Source organism: Variovorax sp. Soil_C_19 (genome assembly GCF_057657255.1).
Genome location: NZ_JBDGIV010000001.1, coordinates 505348 through 523536, shown reverse-complemented (window position 1 = coordinate 523536; position 18189 = coordinate 505348). Strand labels below are relative to the sequence as shown.

General features: G+C 68.4%; 17 protein-coding genes. 7 read left to right on the top strand and 10 right to left on the bottom strand.

The window, feature by feature from the left end; all coding sequences use genetic code 11:
• Window positions 1–17: 17 nt before the first annotated feature.
• Complete coding sequence (locus tag AC3A6R_RS02500; protein ID WP_487863682.1) at window positions 18–1034, bottom strand: tripartite tricarboxylate transporter substrate binding protein; 1017 nt, start codon at window positions 1032–1034, stop codon at window positions 18–20.
• Window positions 1035–1130: 96 nt separating this feature from the next.
• Here AC3A6R_RS02500 and AC3A6R_RS02495 point away from each other — a divergent pair, with 96 nt between their 5' ends.
• Complete coding sequence (locus AC3A6R_RS02495) at window positions 1131–2045, top strand: LysR family transcriptional regulator (protein WP_487858734.1); 915 nt, start codon at window positions 1131–1133, stop codon at window positions 2043–2045.
• Window positions 2046–2380: 335 nt separating this feature from the next.
• Here the strand turns inward: AC3A6R_RS02495 and AC3A6R_RS02490 are convergent, their stop codons facing one another.
• Both AC3A6R_RS02490 and phaC read right to left on the bottom strand, forming a co-directional pair.
• The gene (locus tag AC3A6R_RS02490; RefSeq protein ID WP_487858733.1) at window positions 2381–3559 is read right to left on the bottom strand and encodes an acetyl-CoA C-acetyltransferase; all 1179 of its coding nucleotides are present in this window, start codon (window positions 3557–3559) and stop codon (window positions 2381–2383) included.
• A 47-nt stretch (window positions 3560–3606) separates the two neighbouring features.
• Window positions 3607–5373, bottom strand: a complete 1767-nt coding sequence (phaC, locus tag AC3A6R_RS02485; protein ID WP_487863681.1) for a class I poly(R)-hydroxyalkanoic acid synthase — start codon at window positions 5371–5373, stop codon at window positions 3607–3609.
• Between the two features lie 110 nt (window positions 5374–5483).
• Between phaC and AC3A6R_RS02480 the strand changes: the two genes are divergently transcribed.
• Window positions 5484–5804, top strand: a complete 321-nt coding sequence (locus AC3A6R_RS02480; protein WP_487858731.1) for a hypothetical protein — start codon at window positions 5484–5486, stop codon at window positions 5802–5804.
• Here the strand turns inward: AC3A6R_RS02480 and pgeF are convergent.
• On the bottom strand, window positions 5736–6500 hold the full coding sequence (gene pgeF, locus AC3A6R_RS02475) for a peptidoglycan editing factor PgeF (RefSeq protein ID WP_487863680.1): 765 nt from the start codon (window positions 6498–6500) through the stop codon (window positions 5736–5738). The genes AC3A6R_RS02480 and pgeF overlap by 69 nt on opposite strands.
• Complete coding sequence (gene maiA / locus AC3A6R_RS02470; protein WP_487863896.1) at window positions 6497–7135, bottom strand: maleylacetoacetate isomerase; 639 nt, start codon at window positions 7133–7135, stop codon at window positions 6497–6499. Before maiA ends, pgeF begins: the two co-directional genes overlap by 4 nt.
• Before the next feature lie 101 nt (window positions 7136–7236).
• Between maiA and AC3A6R_RS02465 the strand changes: the two genes are divergently transcribed.
• The 3 genes from AC3A6R_RS02465 to AC3A6R_RS02455 are packed head-to-tail and all read left to right on the top strand — an operon-like array spanning window position 7237 to window position 9022.
• The gene (locus AC3A6R_RS02465; protein ID WP_487863679.1) at window positions 7237–7938 is read left to right on the top strand and encodes a fumarylacetoacetate hydrolase family protein; all 702 of its coding nucleotides are present in this window, start codon (window positions 7237–7239) and stop codon (window positions 7936–7938) included.
• Window positions 7939–7957: 19 nt separating this feature from the next.
• Entirely contained in the window at window positions 7958–8509 is a 552-nt protein-coding gene (locus AC3A6R_RS02460; RefSeq protein ID WP_487863678.1) for an NUDIX hydrolase, read from the top strand.
• Window positions 8510–8542: 33 nt separating this feature from the next.
• Window positions 8543–9022, top strand: coding sequence for a CreA family protein (locus AC3A6R_RS02455; RefSeq protein ID WP_487858727.1), 480 nt, complete (start codon window positions 8543–8545; stop codon window positions 9020–9022).
• Here the strand turns inward: AC3A6R_RS02455 and AC3A6R_RS02450 are convergent.
• Window positions 9015–10691, bottom strand: a complete 1677-nt coding sequence (locus AC3A6R_RS02450; protein WP_487863677.1) for an FAD-dependent oxidoreductase — start codon at window positions 10689–10691, stop codon at window positions 9015–9017. The two genes, AC3A6R_RS02455 and AC3A6R_RS02450, sit on opposite strands and share 8 nt — an antisense overlap.
• A gap of 9 nt (window positions 10692–10700) precedes the next feature.
• On the bottom strand, window positions 10701–11684 hold the full coding sequence (locus AC3A6R_RS02445; protein WP_487858725.1) for a Bug family tripartite tricarboxylate transporter substrate binding protein: 984 nt from the start codon (window positions 11682–11684) through the stop codon (window positions 10701–10703).
• 93 nt (window positions 11685–11777) lie between these two features.
• On the opposite strand from AC3A6R_RS02445, the gene AC3A6R_RS02440 reads away from it, so the two are divergent.
• Both AC3A6R_RS02440 and AC3A6R_RS02435 read left to right on the top strand, forming a co-directional pair.
• Window positions 11778–12689: a LysR family transcriptional regulator gene (locus AC3A6R_RS02440; protein ID WP_487858724.1), complete on the top strand. Its 912-nt coding sequence runs from the start codon at window positions 11778–11780 to the stop codon at window positions 12687–12689.
• 71 nt (window positions 12690–12760) lie between these two features.
• Window positions 12761–13264 carry a murein hydrolase activator EnvC family protein gene (locus AC3A6R_RS02435; protein ID WP_487863676.1) on the top strand — a complete coding sequence of 168 codons (504 nt, stop codon included), beginning with the start codon at window positions 12761–12763 and terminating at the stop codon, window positions 13262–13264.
• A 19-nt stretch (window positions 13265–13283) separates the two neighbouring features.
• On the opposite strand, the gene AC3A6R_RS02430 is transcribed toward AC3A6R_RS02435, so the two are convergent.
• The 3 genes from AC3A6R_RS02430 to AC3A6R_RS02420 form a co-directional block, all read right to left on the bottom strand.
• Complete coding sequence (locus tag AC3A6R_RS02430) at window positions 13284–14912, bottom strand: phospholipase D family protein (protein ID WP_487858722.1); 1629 nt, start codon at window positions 14910–14912, stop codon at window positions 13284–13286.
• A gap of 138 nt (window positions 14913–15050) precedes the next feature.
• Complete coding sequence (locus AC3A6R_RS02425; protein ID WP_487863675.1) at window positions 15051–17471, bottom strand: catalase; 2421 nt, start codon at window positions 17469–17471, stop codon at window positions 15051–15053.
• Window positions 17472–17591: 120 nt separating this feature from the next.
• Entirely contained in the window at window positions 17592–18185 is a 594-nt protein-coding gene (locus AC3A6R_RS02420; RefSeq protein WP_487858720.1) for a hemerythrin domain-containing protein, read from the bottom strand.
• Window positions 18186–18189: the final 4 nt, after the last annotated feature.

Genomic DNA, 18189 nt, shown 5'->3' with positions numbered 1-18189 from the left:
GGGTGTTGTTGGTTTCTTCAATCGACTGCCGCGCCCGACGCCTTCACGATCCGCGCCCACTTGGCGAGATCGGCCTGCAGCAGCGCCGCGAACTGGTCGGGCGACGTCGGCGGTGCGATCTCGACGCCCTGTTGTTCGAGCTTGTCGCGCAGGTCCTGCGCGTCCAGCGCCTTTCGCGTGGCTTCCTGCAGCGTGGCCAGCACGTCGGGCGGCACACCCGCAGGCGCGAACAGGCCGATCCAGAGTGTGCCGCTGTAGCCCGGCACCGCCTCGGCAATGGTGGGCACTTCGGGCAGCACGGCCGAACGACGGTCGCCGCTCACCGCCAGCGCGCGCAGCTTGCCGGCCTTGATGTGGGCCAGCGCCGAAGGCAGGCTCGCGAACACGATCGGCAACTGCCCGCCGAGCACGTCGTTGAGCGCGGGCGCGACGCCCTTGTACGGCACGTGCTGCAGCGAGATGCCGGCCATGCTGTTGAGCATTTCGCCGAGCAGGTGGTTGAGCGTGCCGTTGCCGGCCGAGGCGTACTGGTAGGCCGCGCCCTTCGTGCGCGCGAGCCTCAGGAATTCGCCGAGGTCTTTGGCCGGGAACGAGGGATGGACCAGCAGCACGTTGGGCACTGCGCCGATCAGGCCGACGGGCCTGAAATCCTTCACCGGGTCGAAGCCCGGGTTCTTGTAGAGCGCCGGGTTGATCGCCTGGCTGCTGCTGATGGTCATGAGCAGCGTGTGGCCGTCCTTCGGCGCCTTCGCGACCAGCTGGGTGCCGATGTTGCCGCCCGCGCCCGGGCGGTTGTCGACCACCACGCTGGCGTTGTTCTTCATCACCTCGCCAAGCTTCTGGCCCACGAGCCGGCCGACGATGTCGTTGGTGCCGCCCGCGGCCTGCGGCACGACGAGCGTGACGGGGCGAGACGGATAATTTTCAGCGTGCGCGGGGCCGCACGGGAGCAGCGCGGTCGCGGCGGCGGTGGTCAACGCCAATGCCACGCAGGCGAGCGGGCGTCGTAGCGCAAGGGGTGTGGTTGTCTCCATGCCCGCATGGTGTTCGCCGCCGGCGCCCCGTGCAATCTGCGAATTCGGAACCCAGCCTTCCATGGTTCCGAAGGCTCGGGGTCTACCATCGCCCCCATGCTCTTCGACCTGACCGACCTGCGCCTGTTCGTGGCCGCGGCCGAACTCGGCAACCTCACGCGCGCTGCCGAGCGCCAGCACCTGTCGCTGGCGGCCGCGAGCGCGCGCATCAAGGCGCTCGAAACCCAGGCCGGCCTGCAGCTGCTGCAGCGCGAAGCACGTGGCGTGCGCCTGCTGCCGCCGGGCGAAGCCTTCTTACACCATGCGCGGCTGGTGCTGCACCAGACGGAACAGTTGCGCGCCGACCTGCTCGAATACGGCGGCGGCCTGCGCGGCCATCTGCGCGTGTTCGCCAACACCACGGCGGTGACAGATTTTCTGCCCGAGATCCTGCCCGGCTTTCTGGCGCGCAATCCGCGCATCAACATCGACCTTCAGGAAAAACCGAATGCTCAGATTCCGCGCGGTGTGCTCGACGGCCGTGCCGACATCGGCATCGTCGCCGGCCGCGTCGACACGCTGGGCCTCGAGGCGATCCACTTCAGCACCGACCGGCTGGTGCTCGCGACCTCGCGCAAGCACCGCTTCGCGAAGCGCCGCAGGATCTCGTTCGCCGAGACGCTCGAGGAAGATGCGATCGGCATGCAGCAAGGCAGCACGCTGCAGGCCTTTCTTTCGCAGATCACCGACAACCTCGGCAAGCGGCAGAAACTGCGCATCCAGCTCGGCAGTTTCGACGCCATGTGCCGGATGATCGGCAGCGGCGTGGGCATCGGCGTGGTGCCCGAGTCGGCCGCACGGCGCAACTGCGAGAGCATGCAGCTGGCGCTGATCGAGCTCAGCGACACCTGGTGCGTGCGGGAGCGCTACCTGCTGGTGCGCGACCGGGCGGCGCTGCCGATCTATGCGCAGGCGCTGGTCGAGACACTGTGCCGGCACTATGTCGACGAGCCGCCCGCCGCCACGGCCTGAGCGCCGCGCCTGTTTCTCGCCAAAACAAGGACTTGCGGGCGACTTGTGCGGAAGTCAGCGCCGTCCCCAGTTTCCGTGGACAACTTTGGGGATAACTGATGTTCTTCCTTGTAAACGTGATCTAAGCTGTTGTTTTACAAAGGGAATAATCAGTTTGCTCAATTTTTGAGCGGTGCACAAGATGGTCTCGGAGCGGGACGCGCGTTCAGGGCGTGTGCCCAGGCCGCCGGGTACTCCGCTGCGCGAATGTCCCCCGCCGCACGCCGGGGGACATTCGCGGAGAAAGGTACCCCGTCGGCGGGATCGCGCCCTGAAAGCAGCGCCCCGCCGAAACCCTAGCGCTCGATCGTCAGCGCCACGCCCATGCCACCGCCGATGCACAGCGACGCGATGCCCTTCTTCGCGTTCTGGCGCTGCATCTCGTGCAGCAGCGTCACCAAGATGCGGCAACCCGACGCGCCGATCGGATGACCGATGGCGATGGCGCCGCCGTTCACGTTGACCTTGTTCACGTCCCAGCCCATTTCCTTGTTCACCGCGCAGGCCTGTGCGGCAAAGGCTTCGTTGATCTCGAGCAGGTCGAGGTCGGCGGCCTTCCAGCCGGCGCGCTGCAGCGCCTTGGTCGAGGCGGGCACAGGGCCCATGCCCATGATGGCCGGGTCGAGTCCGGCCGTGGCGTAGCTCGCGATGCGGCCCAGCGGCTTGAGGCCGAGCGCGGCCGCCTTCTTGGCCGTCATCACCATCACCGCAGCAGCGCCGTCGTTCAGGCCCGACGCATTGCCCGCGGTCACGCCGCCGGCCTTGTCGAACGCGGGGCGCAGTCCGGCGAGCCCTTCGGCGCTGGTCTTGCGGTTGATGAACTCGTCCTGGTCGAAGACCAGCGGATCGCCCTTGCGCTGCGGAATGCTCACCGGCACGATCTCGTCCTTGAACTTGCCGGCATCCTGCGCGGCCGCGGCCTTGGTCTGGCTGCCGAGGGCCAGCTCGTCCTGCGCCGCACGGTCGATGCCGAACTTCTTGGCCACGTTCTCGGCCGTGATGCCCATGTGGTACTGGTTGTAGACGTCCCACAGGCCGTCGACGATCATCGTGTCGACCAGCTTCCAGTCGCCCATGCGCTGGCCGTTGCGCGAATTGGGCAGCACGTGCGGCGCCATGCTCATGTTCTCCTGGCCGCCGGCGATCACGATCTCGCTGTCGCCCGTGGCCACGGCCTGCGCCGCGAGCATCACGGCCTTCAGGCCCGAGCCGCAGACGGCGTTGATGGTGAGCGCCGGGGTTTCCTTCGCGCCGCCGCTCTTGAGCCATGCCTGGCGCGCCGGGTTCTGCCCAGCGCCCGCCGCCAGCACCTGGCCCATGATCGCCTCGCCGACCTGCTCGGGCGTGAGCTTGGCGCGCGCGATCACTTCCTTGATGACGAGGGCGCCCAGCTCGGTGGCCGCAATGCCGGCCAACGAGCCGCCGAACTTGCCGACCGGCGTGCGTGCAGCCGAAACGATGACGATGTCTTCCATTTGGGTTCTCTCCGTTGATGTGTGATTTGGAAGGGTGCGGGCGAAGATCAGGCGCGAGCCTTCACGTAGCGCCCGGGCGCCGGCTCGATCGCCTTGTAGGCCTTGCCGTTGCCATAGGCCTTGGGCGCGGCAACCTGTTTGCCGCCGTGGCCCTTGAGCCATTGTGCCCAGTCGGTCCACCAGCTTCCGGGCTGCTCCTTGGCGCCGGCGAGCCATTCGGCCTGGGTCTTGGGAAACTTGCCGTCTTCGCGCAACCAGTGGCTGCGCTTCTTCTTGGCGGGCGGGTTGATCACGCCGGCGATGTGGCCCGAAGCGCCCATCACGAAGCGCTTCTTGCCCGGCAGCAGCTGCGTGGAGGCATAGGCGCCGCCGATCGGCACGATGTGGTCCTCGCGCGAGCCGTAGATGTAGGCCGGGACGTCGATGCGGCCGAGGTCGATCTTCTCGCCGCAGACCGTGAGTGCACCGGGCTTGGCGAGCTTGTTCTCGTGGTAAGTGTTGCGCAGGTACCAGGTGTAGAACGGCCCCGGCAGGTTGGTGGCGTCGCTGTTCCAGTAGAGCAGGTCGAACGGCGGCGGCGTCTCGCCCTTGAGGTAGTTGCCGACCACGTAGTTCCAGACCAGGTCGTTCGGCCGCAGGAAGCTGAAGGTCGAGGCCAGGTCCGTGCCGGGCAGCAGGCCGCCCTTGCCGAGCTGCATCTCGCGGTACTTGACCATCGGCTCGTCCACGAAGATGTCGAGGATGCCGGTGTCGCTGAAGTCGAGGAAGGTCGTCAGCAGCGTGAGCGACGCAGCCGGCTTCTCGCCGCGCGCCGCGAGCACCGCGAGCGCGGTGCTCAGGATCGTGCCGCCGACGCAGAAGCCGAGCGCATTGATCTGCTTGCTCGCGCCGATCTCCTGCACCACGTGGATTGCCTTGATCGCCGCCTGCTCGATGTAGTCGTCCCAGGTGGCATGGGCGAGCGACTCGTCGGGGTTGCGCCAGCTCACGACGAACACGCGATGCCCCTGCTCGTTGGCATAGCGGATCAGCGAGTTCTCGGGCTGCAGGTCGAGGATGTAGAACTTGTTGATGCACGGCGGCACCAGCAGGAACGGCCGCTCGTGCACCTTGGCCGTGAGCGGCTTGTACTCGAGCAGCTGGAACAGCTCGTTCTCGAACACCACCGCGCCCTCGGTCGTCGCGACGTTGCGGCCGACCTCGAAGGCGCTTTCATCGGTCATGCTCAGGTGGCCCTGCTTCACGTCGTGCAGCAGGTTCTGGATGCCGCGCGCAATGCTCTCGCCGCGCGTGTCGATGGCCTTCTTCTGGGCTTCGGGGTTGAGTGCGAGCGAATTGCTCGGCGACGCAGCGGCCATCCATTGCTCGACCGCGAAGCGCAGGCGCGAGCGGGTCTTCTCGTCGGCCTCGACCGCCTCGGCCATGCGCAGCAGGGTGCGGCCGTTGAGCAGGTACACCGCGGCCGCAAAGGACGACAGCGGATTGCTACCCCAGGCCTCGCCGGCGAAGCGCCGGTCGCCCTCGGGCCGCGCCTCCAGGCCCTTGCGCCAAAGCTCGTTCGCCTCGGCAACGTAGTCCTGCTGAATCGCCTGCAGCTTCTCGGGCGGCACGGACAGGCGCGGCATCTCGGGCATCTGCGGCATGCCGGGCATCTCGGGCATCGGCGGCAACTGCCAAAGCGGCTTGCCGGCAAAGGCTGCGGGTGCCTGCCCGGCCGCCTGCTGGAACGCCTGCATGGCCTGGGCCCAGCCGTCTGAAAACGCCTTCTGGAGCGGTGCGAATGCCTCTGCCCCCGTTGCTTGTTGCTTTGTCATGTCTTCGGGTCCTCGCCTGAATCGATACGGATGGCTTGCGCGTTTTGAGTATCCTGCATTTCCCGAGGCCTCCGAAGCGGCGGCCTTCCACTTACCTGCTGAAACCTGCTGTGTTCATCCACCTGATCGTGATCGGCTGGCTCTACGTCGTCGTGATGATGGCCGTGGCCGAGGCCACCAACACCACGGGCACCGTGCTGGGTGCCATCTTCACATTTCTTTTGTACGGATTGGCGCCCGTGGCACTGGTGGTTTACCTGATGGGCGCGCCGGCGCGGCGGCGCGCGATCAAGCAGCGCGAGGCCGAGGCCCAGGAAGCTGCTCGGCAGGCCGCGGCGGCCGAGAAGGCGGCCGCGCTGGCTTCAGCGCTTCCAGACCAGGGCAGCGAAGCGCCCGCTGACGCCGTCGCGCCGGTGCGAAAAGAACCGTGAGGGATTGCCGACGGTGCACCACTCGCCGCTGCCGTCGTTGCCATGCAGTTGCACCAGGCCCACTGCGCGCAACCGCTGGCGCGCCAGCGACGGCAGGTCGGCCAGCCATTTGCCGGGCGCTGCCGCGGGTGCGAAGCAGGCTGCCGCCTCAGGGGCATGCGCCTCGAAAGCGGCCTTGACCTCGGCCCCGACCTCGAAGGCCGTGGGGCCGATGCAGGGCCCGAGCCAGGCCATCAGCTCGCCGGCCGGCGCGTCGAACCCTGCGACCGTGCGCTCCAGCACGCCCTCAGCGAGCCCACGCCAGCCCGCATGCGCGGCCGCCACGCGCCGGCCGGCCCTGTCGGTGAACAGCACCGGCAGGCAGTCGGCCACCATGATCGTGCAGGCCACGCCGGCCGCAGCGGTGATGGCAGCGTCGGCCGCCATGCCGTCGGGGTAAGGCTGGGCGCCATCGAGCATCGCCACCCCGGTGCCGTGCACCTGCTGCAGGAACACCGGCCGCGCACCGTCCAGCGCCTGCGCCAGCCGGGCCCGATTGGTCGCCACGTCGGCAGGCGCATCGCCCACATGATCGCCAAGGTTGAGGCTTTCGTAGCGCCCTGCCGACACCCCGCCGTCCCGCGTCGTGCACAGCGCCTGCACATTCGGCGGCGCCGGCCAGTCGGGCACGAGCCACTCTCCCTCGCGTGCGTTCATGCCTCGGCGTCGGGTGCCTGAGCCGGTTGTGCCCGCTGGAAGGCGTCGAGCGCCATGCAGGCCTCGAATGCCGCCATGGTGCGCGGCAGGCCGCTGAAGTCACAGTCGAAGCGCCTGCCGTTGAAGATTTGCGGCACCAGGCAGCAGTCGGCCAGCGTCGGTGTGTGGCCGTAGCAGAAGGTGCTGTCCGGGTGCTGCGCGAGCTGCCGCTCGAACGCCAGCATGCCCTCGCGCACCCAGTGGCGGTACCACTCGTTCTTGGCCGCGTCGTCGAGCTTGAGGTCTTTCACGAGGTACTTGAGCACGCGCAGGTTGTTGAGCGGATGGATCTCGCAGGCGATCGACTGCGCCAGTGCACGCACGTGCGCCCGTCCCACCGGGTCGGTCGGCAGCAGCGGCGGCTCGGGATGCGTCTCGTCGAGGTATTCGATGATTGCCATCGACTGCGAGAAGCGCTCGCCCTCGTCCTCGAGCAGCGGCACCAGCATGTCGGGCGAGATGGCCGAGAACGGGCCCGAGCGGTGGTCGCCGCGCGCGATGTGGACGGGGATGTACTCGAAGTCCAGGCCCTTGAGGTTCAGCGCGATGCGCACGCGGAACGATGCGGAGGAACGGAAGTAGTTGTGCAGCTTCATCATGCCGTGAGCATAGCGCCGGGCGGCGCAGAGCGGCGGCGCGGGCCTGCCTCTGGCACACTGCCGTTTTCCCAGATTTTTCGCTGAAAAGGACAGACGCAATGGCTTCCGAGTTTGTTTTCGCCCCGCCCGCGACGGTTTCGGTTCCGGTGGTCGGGCAGACGGCCCGCTTTCCGGTGCACCGCATCTATTGCGTGGGCCGCAACTACGAGGACCACGCGAAGGAAATGGGCTTCACCGGCCGCGAACCGCCCTTCTTCTTCATGAAGCCGACCGACGCCGCGGTCGTGGTCGAAGACGGCCAGACCGGCACCATCGCCTACCCCGCGCTGACGAAAAACCTGCACCACGAGATCGAGCTCGTGGTGGCCATCGGCACGGGCGGGCGCAACATCCTGGCCGCCGACGCGCACAAGCACATCTACGGCTACGCCGTGGGCCTCGACATGACGCGCCGCGACCTGCAGGGCGAGATGAAGAAGCAGGGCCGCCCCTGGGACATCGGCAAGGGCTTCGAGCAGAGCGCGCCCATCGGCCCGATCGTGCCGGTGGCCCAGGCCGGCGACGCCGAGAAGGCCGAGATCTCGTTGCAGGTCAACGGCACCGACCGCCAGCGCAGCACGGTCGCCAAGCTGATCTGGAACGTGGCCGAAACCATCGAGCACCTCTCGGCCGCCTGGGATCTCCAGCCCGGCGACCTGATCTTCACCGGCACGCCCGAAGGCGTGGCGGCGGTGGTGGCGGGCGACACGCTGGTGGGCGAAGTGGCGGGGCTGCCCAAGCTCACGGTCAAGGTCGTCTGAACCCGACGGTCGGCCTCGCATGATCCTGCGCGTACCCATCAAGCACTGCAAGAACTGCGGCACCGCGGTGGTCTACCGCGTCCCCGACGACGGCGACACCAAGGAGCGCGCCGTCTGCCCGGCCTGCAGCACCACCCACTACGAGAACCCGCTCAACGTGGTGGGCACCATTCCCGTGCTCGGCGACAAGGTGCTGCTGTGCAAGCGCAACATCGAGCCGCGCTGGGGCAAGTGGACCCTGCCCGCGGGTTTCATGGAACTCGGCGAGACCACGGCCCAGGGCGCGGCGCGCGAGACCGACGAGGAGGCCGGCGCCCACTACGAGATGGAAGGCTTGTTCGCGGTGATCAGCGTGGTGCGCGTGGGCCAGGTGCACATGTTCTACCGTGCCCGGCTGCTCGACGACCGCTTCGACCCGGGGCACGAGACCATCGAGGCGAAGCTCTTCACCGAGGAAGAGATTCCCTGGGAAGAGATCGCCTTCCGCACGGTGCGCGAGGCGCTCGAACACTATTTCGAGGACCGACGGCGCGGCAGTTTCGACCGCGTCCATGAACTGAGCATCGTCTGAGCCTCGGCATCGTTCAAGGGAGATAAAAAACAAATGTCGAAAAGAACCGTTCGCACCGGCGCCCTCCTCGGGCTCCTGCTCATCGCCGCCTCGGCGCGCGCCGAAGCCATCGGAGAGGTGGACACCGCGTTCAAGCTCATCGGCCCCGACCACAAGATCGTGGTCGAGGCCTACGACGACCCCAAGGTCAACGGCGTGACCTGCTACGTCTCGCGCGCCAAGACCGGCGGGATCTCAGGCGCTTTCGGGCTGGCCGAAGACACCTCCGACGCCTCGATCGCCTGCCGCCAGGTCGGTCCGGTGAGCATGCCGCAGCCCCTGCCCAAGCGCGAGGAAGTCTTCAGCGAGCGGCTGTCGATCCTGTTCAAGCGGCTGCGCGTGGTGCGCATGGTCGACCCGAAGCGCAACACGCTGGTCTATCTCACCTATTCCGAGCTCCTGATCGACGGTTCGCCGAAGAACAGCATCACCGCGGTGCCGATCGATCGCGGCACGCCGATTCCGCTCAAGTAGGCCGTCCCTCGGCGGCGCGTGCCGCCCCCCGCAGCAGGGCGACCAAGGCGGCTGGATCGGCCGGCACACGGTCGCCGCGCCACACCACGTGCTGGTCGGCACGGCACAGCACCAGGCGATGGCGGTAGGCGCGCGGAATTTCCCCGGCCTCGACGTCGAGCACCGACAGCGGCAGCCGCGCGGCATGCGCCGCCTGCGCGAGCGCCTGGACATCCGCGCGGCGGTCGAAGCGCAGCAGCGTGTAGCCGGGGCCGAAGGCGTCGTAAAGCGAGCGCCCGTCGCTCAGCCACAGATGCGGCGCGCGGCAGCCGGGCACGGTCGATGGCGTGAAGTCGCCCATGGTGTACGGGGGAGCCTCCTCGCCGTCCGCCACGATGATGGGCGAGCCCGTGTAGAAATAGCCGAAGTTGAGGCCGGCGCAGCAGAACTGCTGCACATTCAGCGCGTACGCCTCGCGCCCGACCTCCGCCCGCAGCGCGTCGCCTTCGGGGCCCCGCGCCTCGATGTCCGGCGGAACGGCGCGGCGCGCGCGAATCATCTTCTGCGCATGGTCCATCGCGAACTGCGAGACCTGCTCGGTGATCGGCTGGCGCTCGGCTTCGTAGGCGTCGAGGATGCGCTCGTCGGCCCAGCCTTGCACGCAGGCCGCGAGCAACCACGAGAGGTTGATCGCATCGGCGATGCCGGCGTTCATGCCGTAGCCCGCATACGGTACCCACAGGTGTGCCGCGTCGCCGGCGATGAACACGCGGCGGTCTCGGAAGCGGTCCGCCACCAGGCGGCGGCCCACCCAATCTTCCTTGCTGATCACCTCGTAGCGGAAGTCCTCGCCGACGCCGAGGATCTCGCGGATCGAGCGGTCGCGGTCCACCGAATCGAACTCGGGCTCGTCGGCATTCAGATGGTTGTGCACCAGCCAGGTCTCGTGCCCGTCGATCGCGAACATCGTGCCGCAGCGTCGCGGATTGACCGCGTAGCAGGACCAGGCCGGCTTGCCCGGAATCATCGCGCGCAGCTGCGGCGCGCGGATGTACGTCGATTGCACGCGCTGGATCACGGGCGTGCCTTCCAGCTTGGCGCCCATGCGCTTGCGCACGCCCGAGCTGCCGCCGTCGCAGCCCACCAGGTAGCGGCAGCGGATGCGGCGTGTGTCGCCGCTGTCGAGGTCGGTGGCAAGGGCGGTGACGCCCTCCGCGTCCTGCTCGAAGCCGGTGAGCTGCGTGCGGCTGAGGAGCTTCACGTTCGGCAGCGCGGCCGTGTGCTCGAGCAGGATGGGCTCGAGGAAGAGCTGGTTGATGCGGTGTGGCGGCTCGGGCGTCGGCCACCAGGCGTCGGGCCCCTCGGTCTCCGTATGGCGGTCGCGCCGGCACGGGATGGGAATGCGCGTGAGCTCGATGCCCGTCGCGCTGGTGCGGAACACCACATCGTTCGGGTAGTCGGCCGGCAAGCCCGCGTCGCGCAGCTTCTGCGCCACCCCCAGGCGGCGAAACTGCTCCATGGTGCGCGCCGCCACGTGGTTGCACTTGACGCTGGGCGGCTCGGCGTAGCGCCGCGTCTCCACCACGAGCACCTTCACGCCGCGCGAAGCCAGGTCCATGGCCAGCGTCAGGCCCACCGGGCCGGCGCCGACCACGAGCACGTCGGCCTTCAGTTCTTCCTTTTCCTGCATGTCGTGTCTTCAGTCCAGCTTGATGTTCGCGGCCTTGATGACCGCGGCCCATTTCTTCGTCTCCGCGCGGATGTAGTCGTCGAAGGCCTTCACCGTGCCGGGCGCGGGCTCCACGCCCAGGTTGCGCATGGCGGCCTGGATCTGCTCGTCCTTCAGCGCCGCGTTGATCTCCGCATTCAGCCGCGCCACGATGGGCGTCGGCGTGTCGGCCGGCGCCACCACGCCGAACCACCCGGTGGAGTCGTAGCCGGGCAGGCCGGCCTCCGCCACCGTCGGCACGTCCGGCAGCATCGGCAGGCGCTGCGCACTGGTGACCGCGAAGGCAAGCAACTTGCCGGCCTTGATCTGCTGCAGCGCCGAAGGCAGGTCCACCACGGCCAGCGGGATCTGGCCCGCCAACGTGTCGACGGCCGCCGGCCCCGAGCCGCGGTAGGGCACCTCGACCAGCTTCACATCCGCCATCTGCGCGAAGAGCGCCGCCGAAAGGTGCATGGCCGTGCCGTTGCCTCCGTGGCCGACCGAGAGCTTGCCCGGCTGTGCGCGCGCCAGCGCGACCAGTTCGGCCTGCGTCTTCACGCCGATGGAGGGATGGCCCACGATCACGAAAGGGATGGCCGCCAGCAGGCCCACTGGCCTGAAGTCCTTCTGCACGTCGAAGGGCATCTGCGCATAGAGGCTGCTGTTGGCCGAGAGCGCACCGGCGGCGCCGACGCCCAGCGTGTAGCCGTCGCCCGGCGCCTTGGCGGCCAGGGTCAGTCCGACGTTGCCGCCCGCCCCGGGGCGGTTGTCCACCACGACCGGCTGCCCCAGCCTGTCGTTGAGCTTCGGCACCAGCATGCGCACCACGGCGTCGGCGCTGCCGCCCGGCGGGAAAGTCACGATCACACGAATGGGTTTCTGGGGGAAATCCGCAGGCGCCTGGGCCCGCGTGGGGCCGGCGAGCAGTGCGGTGGCCCCGGCCAGCAGGACCAGGGCGCGGGAAAGTGTCTTCATCGAGCTTCCTTGTGATGTCTCCGAAAACGGATTGAACGGCAGCGCCATTCATTCGTAAATCAATAAATTTCGAACGAAATATGATGTGACCTGATGAATCCCGCGCCCAAGTTCAGCCCGACCATCCGCCAACTGCGCGCCTTCCTCGCGGTGCACCAGCTGCGCAAGCTCAGTGCAGCGGCGGAGAAGCTGTACGTCACGCAGTCAGCCGTCAGCATGCTGATCCGGCAGCTCGAAGAGGGATTGGGCACGCGGCTCTTCGACCGCACCACCCGCTCGCTGCAGCCCACCGCCGCGGCCACCGACATGCTGCCGGCCGCCGAGCGCATCCTGCGTGACGTGGACTCGCTCTCGGCCGACTTCCGCGAGCTGGCGCAACTGCAGCGCGGCCGCATCTGCCTGGCGATCACGCCCACCCTCGCCGCCTTCCTGCTGCCGGCGGCGATCCGCGGTTTCGGCCAGGCGCATCCGGGCGTGCGGGTGGTGGTCGACGACTGCGCGCCGGACCAGTTCGTCTCGCGCGTCATCGGCGAGCATGTGGACTTCGGCATCGGCACGCCCGAGCGGCCGGGCGCCGAGGTCGAGACAGAGACGCTGATGCGCGACCACCTGAGCCTGGTGTGCGCTCGCGGCCACCCGCTGGCCGCGAGCGCCAAGCCGGTGCGCTGGGCCGACCTGGCAGGCCATCCAGTCATCACCATGCGCCCCGGCTACGGCATCCGGCCCCTGATCGACCGCACGGCCGCACAGGCCGGCGTCGCGCTCGACGTGGTCAACGAGGTCTCCTTCCTGTCGACTGCGCTTTGGATGACGGCCAGCGGCATGGGGCCGTCGATCATGCCCTCGGCATTCGCCAGGGCCGCAGGCGACGAGGCATTGGTGGTGCGCAGCCTGACGGCACCGCGCGTGTCGCGCGACGTCTTCGTGGTCACCAAGCGGGGCCGCTCGCTGTCGGCGGCGAGCCGCAGCTTCATCGAGACGCTGCGCCATTTACAAGTTTGCTAGCATGGCAACGGTGGCTCGCCCCGCGTGCCGACCGAAGGAACCCTCCGCAACGAACCCGTTCCAAGAGAGCCATGGACATCCAGACCCTTGTTTCCCGTACCGGCGCCGCAGTGCTCGTGGCCGCCGCCCTCGCCGCCTGCACCACGCCGCTGCCGCCGCCGCGCCCGGCCCCGACCACCCCGCCGCCGGCTCCGCAGCCCCAGGCGCTGTTCATCCGGCCCGCGAGCGGCGCCATCATTGCGCGCTTCGACGGGGTGCGCAACAAGGGCCTCGACGTCGCGGGCAACCTCGGCGACCCGATCGTCGCCTCGCGCGACGGGCGCGTGGTCTATGTGGGCAACGAACTGGCCGGCTACGGCAACATGGTGATCGTCAAGCACGACGAGACCTTCCTCTCGGCCTATGCGCATGTGCAGAACATCCTCGTGAAGGAGAACGCGGTGGTGCGCCAGGGCCAGAGGATCGCCGAAATGGGCAAGAGCGGCAGCGACCGCGTGAAGCTGCATTTCGAGATCCGCCGCAATGGCACGGCGGTCGACCCCGAGCCCTACCTGAACGGCCGGCTGCAGCAATAGCCCGCCTGCGGGCGCCGCGCTACAACAGGCTCTCGGGCACCAGTGGCGCGAGCAGCTCCAGCTTCCAGCGCGACCAGAAGTCGGTTTCCGGTTCGGTGTGCAGGATGGTGTCGGCGCCATCGCCCGACGCCGGGCTCACCCATTCGATGCCCCCATCGGGCCCGAGCTGCAGCTGGTAGGCGCCGTCCAGCCGCATGAACCCGATGAGGCTGGTGAGCTGCTGCGCAAGCTGCGGGCTGAAGATGAAGATGCCGATCTCGGTGTTGTGCAGCATCGAGCGCGGATCGAAGTTCATCGACCCGATGAACACCAGGCTGCGGTCGATCACGGCCGACTTGCCGTGCAAGCGCCCGCTCGCCGAGCCGTACATGCCGAAGCGCTTGGTCTCTTCCACCCGCTTGGGGCTCAGTTCGTAGAGCGCCACGCCGAGCTGCAGCATCTCGGGCCGGTAGCGCCGGTAGCCGATGTGAACCAGCGACTCGTCGGTCGCGGCCAGCGAGTTGGTGACGATGGTGTAGCTCACGCCCTTCTGCCGCACGATGCGCATCGTCTCCATGCCGCCGCGCCCCGGGATCAGGTAGGGCGTGGTTTGCAGGATCTCGTGCTCCGCGGCGCGCAGGTAGCGCCGCACGTTGTAGAGCACGCTGTCGGTCGATTCGTCGGCCGGCAGGCCGCGCGTCTCGTCGGTGCGCCCGAGCGCCTTCGCGGGCGCGTCGGCGTAGGCCTCGGCGCGGCCCCACACGAGCGACAGCGCGCCGGCGTCGAGGTCCTTCTCCAACGCGTTGTTGCCGAGCAGGTCGGTCGAGGTCAGCGGCTCGGGGTGCAGCGTGTCGGGCCCTGCGGTCAGCTGCTCGAAGCGCTCGCGCCATTGCGCCGGCGTGGCCACATTGGTCTGGACCAGCGACTCGAGCGGATAGACGTAGGGGCTGTTCCAGTACATGTCGAACAGCGACGACAACCGCGGCACCACCGTGCCGGCCACGAGCGTGTCGACGTCGATGAAGTTCGAGCCGCCGTCCCGCAGAAAGTACTCGTTCGCGATGTTGCGCCCGCCCATCACGGCCATCGTGTTGTCCACCACGAAGAGCTTGTTGTGCATGCGGCGGTGCGCGCGGTCGAAGTCGAGCAGCGACGCGGCCCAGCGCGTGCTCAGGCGGTCGCGGCCGGCCGGGAACGGATTGAACATCCGCACCTCGACGTTGGCATGCGCGGCCAGGCCCGCGAACAGCGGATCGGCACCCGCGGTGTAGAGATCGTCCACCAGCAGTCGCACCCGCACGCCGCGCTCGGCCGCATCGCGCAGCGTGCGCAGCACGTAGCGGCCGGTCTCGTCGTTCTGCACCAGGTAGTACTGCACGTCGATCGAGCGCTGCGCCCGACGCGCCAGCTCGATGCGGGCATGCAGCGAATACTGCGGCATCGGCAGCAACCGAAAGCCGCTGAGCCCGCCTTCCGGCGGCGCCGCCGCCGCTACGAGACGGCCGAGCACGGTGTCCGCGCCATCCGAGATGGCCACCGAGGGCCTGCGTTCCACCCCCGACGGCAAACCGGCGCAGCCCACCAGCAGCAGCAGCAGCAAGGCGGCGCCGACCAGCAGCCAGCGCGCACGCCCGCGCCCGGGGTTTCGGAGAACGAGATCTTCTGCCATCGGTGGGAGGTGTCGGGGTGCGGGGGGTGCGGCATATGTCATGCGCGCGGCTGGCGGTTTCTACCATGCCAGCGGGCACGCCGCCGCGCCCGGCATCCTCCCGGCCCAGGCGGTTCCTCGTCGACCTTCAGGTCGCGCCTACGGCATGGCCACGGCCGCCCCCAATTCGCGTGCTGGATGGCGATGCAGCGCCAGCGCGCCCACGAAGGCACTCAGCGCGGCCTCGAAGTTCTCGGCGCCGCCCTGCAGCACCCCCGGATCGGCATCGCCCGAGGGCAGCCGGTCGGAAACCTTCGCATCGGCCAGCAGCGAAGCCGACGCGCCGAGCGCGAGGATGGTCTTGCCGTGCTGGTACTGGTCCTTGATGAACTGCTCGGTATGGAAGTCCTTCGAGAGGATCTGCACGGCCTGGGCGCCATCGGGCAGCACGAGCGCGTCGAACAGGAACCCGGGTTCGTTCTCCAGCGACGCGTCGGCCTCCATCGTCTCGCCCTCCGCGGTGCGGAACGGTCCGATGCGCGGCCCCACCAGCCGGCCCACCGCGCCTTCGGCCAGCAGCGCGGCCTGGATCGCCGCGATCTGACCGCCCTGCGCGCCGTCGGCCACGAGCAAGGCCACCTTGCGCGTGCGCACCGACCCGTCGCCCGGGCGCGCCATCAGCGACAACGCAGGCGACCGCGTCACCTCGGGCTTCGGCGGCTGCGGGAGTGCGCGCGGCAGTGCCGGCGGCACGGGAATGCCGAGCCCGTCGGCCACCTGCTGCGCGAGCGCCGGCGAGGCGTTGACGAGGCTCGCCACCACGCGCTCGCGCACGGCCGGCACGGTGCACTTCGACAGCTCGAAGCGGAACGCCGCCGCGATGTGCGCCTGCTCGGCGGGTGTCTGGCTTTCGAAGAACAGCGTCGCCTGCGTGTAGTGGTCGGCGAACTTCTCGGGTTTGCCGCGCACCTTGTCCTGGTCCACGATGCGCTGCGGAAAGGTCATGAAGCCGGCCGATGCCCCGGCCTGGAACGGACAGCCGCCGCCCAGCGAATTGGGCTCGTAGGCGACGCGTCCGCGGTGGATGGCCTGGCGGTGCATGCCGTCGCGCTGGTTGTTGTGCACCGGTGCGATCGGCGCGTTGATCGGCAGCTCGTGGAAGTTCGGTCCACCGAGGCGCGTGATCTGCGTATCGACATACGAATGGATGCGCCCGGCCAGCAGCGGGTCGTTGGAGAAGTCGATGCCGGGCACCACGTGCGCGGTGCAGAAGGCCACCTGCTCGGTCTCGGCAAAGAAATTGTCGGGGTTGCGGTTCAACACCATGCGGCCCACGGGCGTGATCGGCACCAGTTCCTCGGGCACGATCTTGGTGGCATCGAGCACGTCGAAGCTGAAGGCCTCGGCCTCTTCCTCGGTGAAGATCTGCAGACCCAGCTCCCACTCTGGAAACTCGCCGGCCTCGATGGCCTCCCACAGGTCGCGCCGATGGTAGTCGGGGTCTGCGCCCGAGATCTTCACCGCCTCGTCCCACACCAGCGAATGCGTGCCGAGCACCGGCGTCCAGTGGAACTTGCAGAACACCGAGTTGCCGGCGTCGTTCACGAGCCGGAAGGTGTGCACGCCGAAGCCCTGCATCATGCGGTAGCTGCGCGGGATGGCGCGGTCCGACATCTGCCACATCAGCATGTGCGCCGACTCGGGCATGAGCCCGACGAAGTCCCAGAAGGTGTCGTGCGCGCTCGCGGCCTGCGGCATCTGGTGATGCGGCTCGGGCTTGACCGCGTGGACCAGGTCGGGAAACTTCATCGCGTCCTGAATGAAGAACACGGGCATGTTGTTGCCCACCAGGTCCCAGTTGCCCTCGTCGGTATAGAACTTGACCGCGAAGCCCCGTACGTCGCGCGCGGTGTCCTTGGAGCCGCGCTCGCCCGCCACGGTCGAGAAGCGCACGAACACCGGCGTGATCTTCCCGGCCTCGCGCAGCGGCGCCGCCTTGGTGAACTGCGGAATGCCTTCGTAGCTTTCAAAGTAGCCGTGCGCGCCCGATCCGCGGGCATGCACGATGCGTTCGGGAATGCGTTCGTGGTCGAAGTGCGTGATCTTCTCGCGAAGGATGAAATCTTCCAGCAGGGCCGGGCCGCGCAGGCCCGCCTTGAGCGAGTTCTGGTTGTCCGCGATCGGCACGCCCTGGTTGGTCGTGAGCCGCTGTCCTGCCGAATCAACGCGCACCCGGTCGAGCGACTCGATGGTGGCGTTCAGGCCGGGCATCGCCATGCCGCCGGTCTTCTCGGAGCCGACTTCCTCGGACAGCGTGCTGGCAGTCGCGGCCGGCGACAGCGGCGCGACCGACTGCCCCTGCGGCGGCCGCAGCGCGTTGGCATGGCCGTGCTCGAGCGGCTTGCCGACATTGAACGGCATGCTCGCCGCCAGTGCCTGCGCATGTGCCGCTTTCTGCGAAGGCGGATCGCGTGGCTCGCCCGGCGGCAGGTTGGCGGCACCGCTGTCGGTGTTGCGGGCGGCTGCGGCTGCGCTGGTCACGGCGCTGTTGGAGGTAGGGGGCTGTTTGGAACGAGGCATGAAAACTCCGTAGGTAAGAAAAAGCCCGCGGCGCGAACGCAGCGGACAGCAGGAAGCGGTCGACCCCGATGTGCACCGGGGCCGACGCCTGGAGAAGCCAGCGATATCAATGCGGCGCGCTCATGCGCGCGCGTGCCTGCGCAGATGGCCGCTTCGGCGCGCCAGCAACAGGCCGGCCGCCGCCAGCCCGACCACCGCGATGGCGGCGGTATTGCCCGAGGCTGCGCGGCCCATGTCGACCGCGATTTCGCCCGAGCGGGGACCGACCAGCTGCAGGCGACGCTTGGTCATCTGCGCGCCAAGGTCGCCGAGCCGGTCGGCCAGCAGCGTCTCGGCCGCGGGCAGCACGATGGTTTCCTCGTCCGCCACGTGGTGCATCACGTCGCGCATCAGCGCGGCCAGCGTATCGTCGTAGTCGCGCGCTTCGGGCTCCATCGCGCGCAGCAGGCCGATGAGCCGCCGCATCTCGGCATGCTCTTCCATCGACTTGTTGATGCGCTCGTCGTCCGTCACCTTGCGCACCTCGGGATAAAAGATTTCTTCCTCGAGCTGCGCATGGATTTCGAGCGCGGTGCAGATCGTGTTGACCAGGCCCTTCTTCACCCGCGCCGACGCGCTCGGCTTGTACTGGTGATAGGTGGACATCACGTGCGTGTGATCCAGGCGAATCATGTTGGTCGCCGTGGGGAAAAGCCGGGAAACGAGACCGGTCATAGGA

Excerpts from the sequence above, each read along its gene's own strand:
- pgeF (WP_487863680.1), bottom strand. The coding sequence starts at position 6,500 with ATGAACGCACGCGAGGGAGAGTGGCTCGTGCCCGACTGGCCGGCGCCG.
- AC3A6R_RS02460 (WP_487863678.1), top strand. The coding sequence starts at position 7,958 with ATGATCCTGCGCGTACCCATCAAGCACTGCAAGAACTGCGGCACCGCG.
- AC3A6R_RS02445 (WP_487858725.1), bottom strand. The coding sequence starts at position 11,684 with ATGAAGACACTTTCCCGCGCCCTGGTCCTGCTGGCCGGGGCCACCGCA.
- AC3A6R_RS02430 (WP_487858722.1), bottom strand. The coding sequence starts at position 14,912 with ATGGCAGAAGATCTCGTTCTCCGAAACCCCGGGCGCGGGCGTGCGCGC.
- AC3A6R_RS02500 (WP_487863682.1), bottom strand. The coding sequence starts at position 1,034 with ATGGAGACAACCACACCCCTTGCGCTACGACGCCCGCTCGCCTGCGTG.
- AC3A6R_RS02490 (WP_487858733.1), bottom strand. The coding sequence starts at position 3,559 with ATGGAAGACATCGTCATCGTTTCGGCTGCACGCACGCCGGTCGGCAAG.
- AC3A6R_RS02450 (WP_487863677.1), bottom strand. The coding sequence starts at position 10,691 with ATGCAGGAAAAGGAAGAACTGAAGGCCGACGTGCTCGTGGTCGGCGCC.
- AC3A6R_RS02435 (WP_487863676.1), top strand. The coding sequence starts at position 12,761 with ATGGACATCCAGACCCTTGTTTCCCGTACCGGCGCCGCAGTGCTCGTG.
- AC3A6R_RS02495 (WP_487858734.1), top strand. The coding sequence starts at position 1,131 with ATGCTCTTCGACCTGACCGACCTGCGCCTGTTCGTGGCCGCGGCCGAA.
- phaC (WP_487863681.1), bottom strand. The coding sequence starts at position 5,373 with ATGACAAAGCAACAAGCAACGGGGGCAGAGGCATTCGCACCGCTCCAG.
- maiA (WP_487863896.1), bottom strand. The coding sequence starts at position 7,135 with ATGAAGCTGCACAACTACTTCCGTTCCTCCGCATCGTTCCGCGTGCGC.
- AC3A6R_RS02425 (WP_487863675.1), bottom strand. The coding sequence starts at position 17,471 with ATGCCTCGTTCCAAACAGCCCCCTACCTCCAACAGCGCCGTGACCAGC.
- AC3A6R_RS02455 (WP_487858727.1), top strand. The coding sequence starts at position 8,543 with ATGTCGAAAAGAACCGTTCGCACCGGCGCCCTCCTCGGGCTCCTGCTC.
- AC3A6R_RS02420 (WP_487858720.1), bottom strand. The coding sequence starts at position 18,185 with ATGACCGGTCTCGTTTCCCGGCTTTTCCCCACGGCGACCAACATGATT.
- AC3A6R_RS02440 (WP_487858724.1), top strand. The coding sequence starts at position 11,778 with ATGAATCCCGCGCCCAAGTTCAGCCCGACCATCCGCCAACTGCGCGCC.
- AC3A6R_RS02465 (WP_487863679.1), top strand. The coding sequence starts at position 7,237 with ATGGCTTCCGAGTTTGTTTTCGCCCCGCCCGCGACGGTTTCGGTTCCG.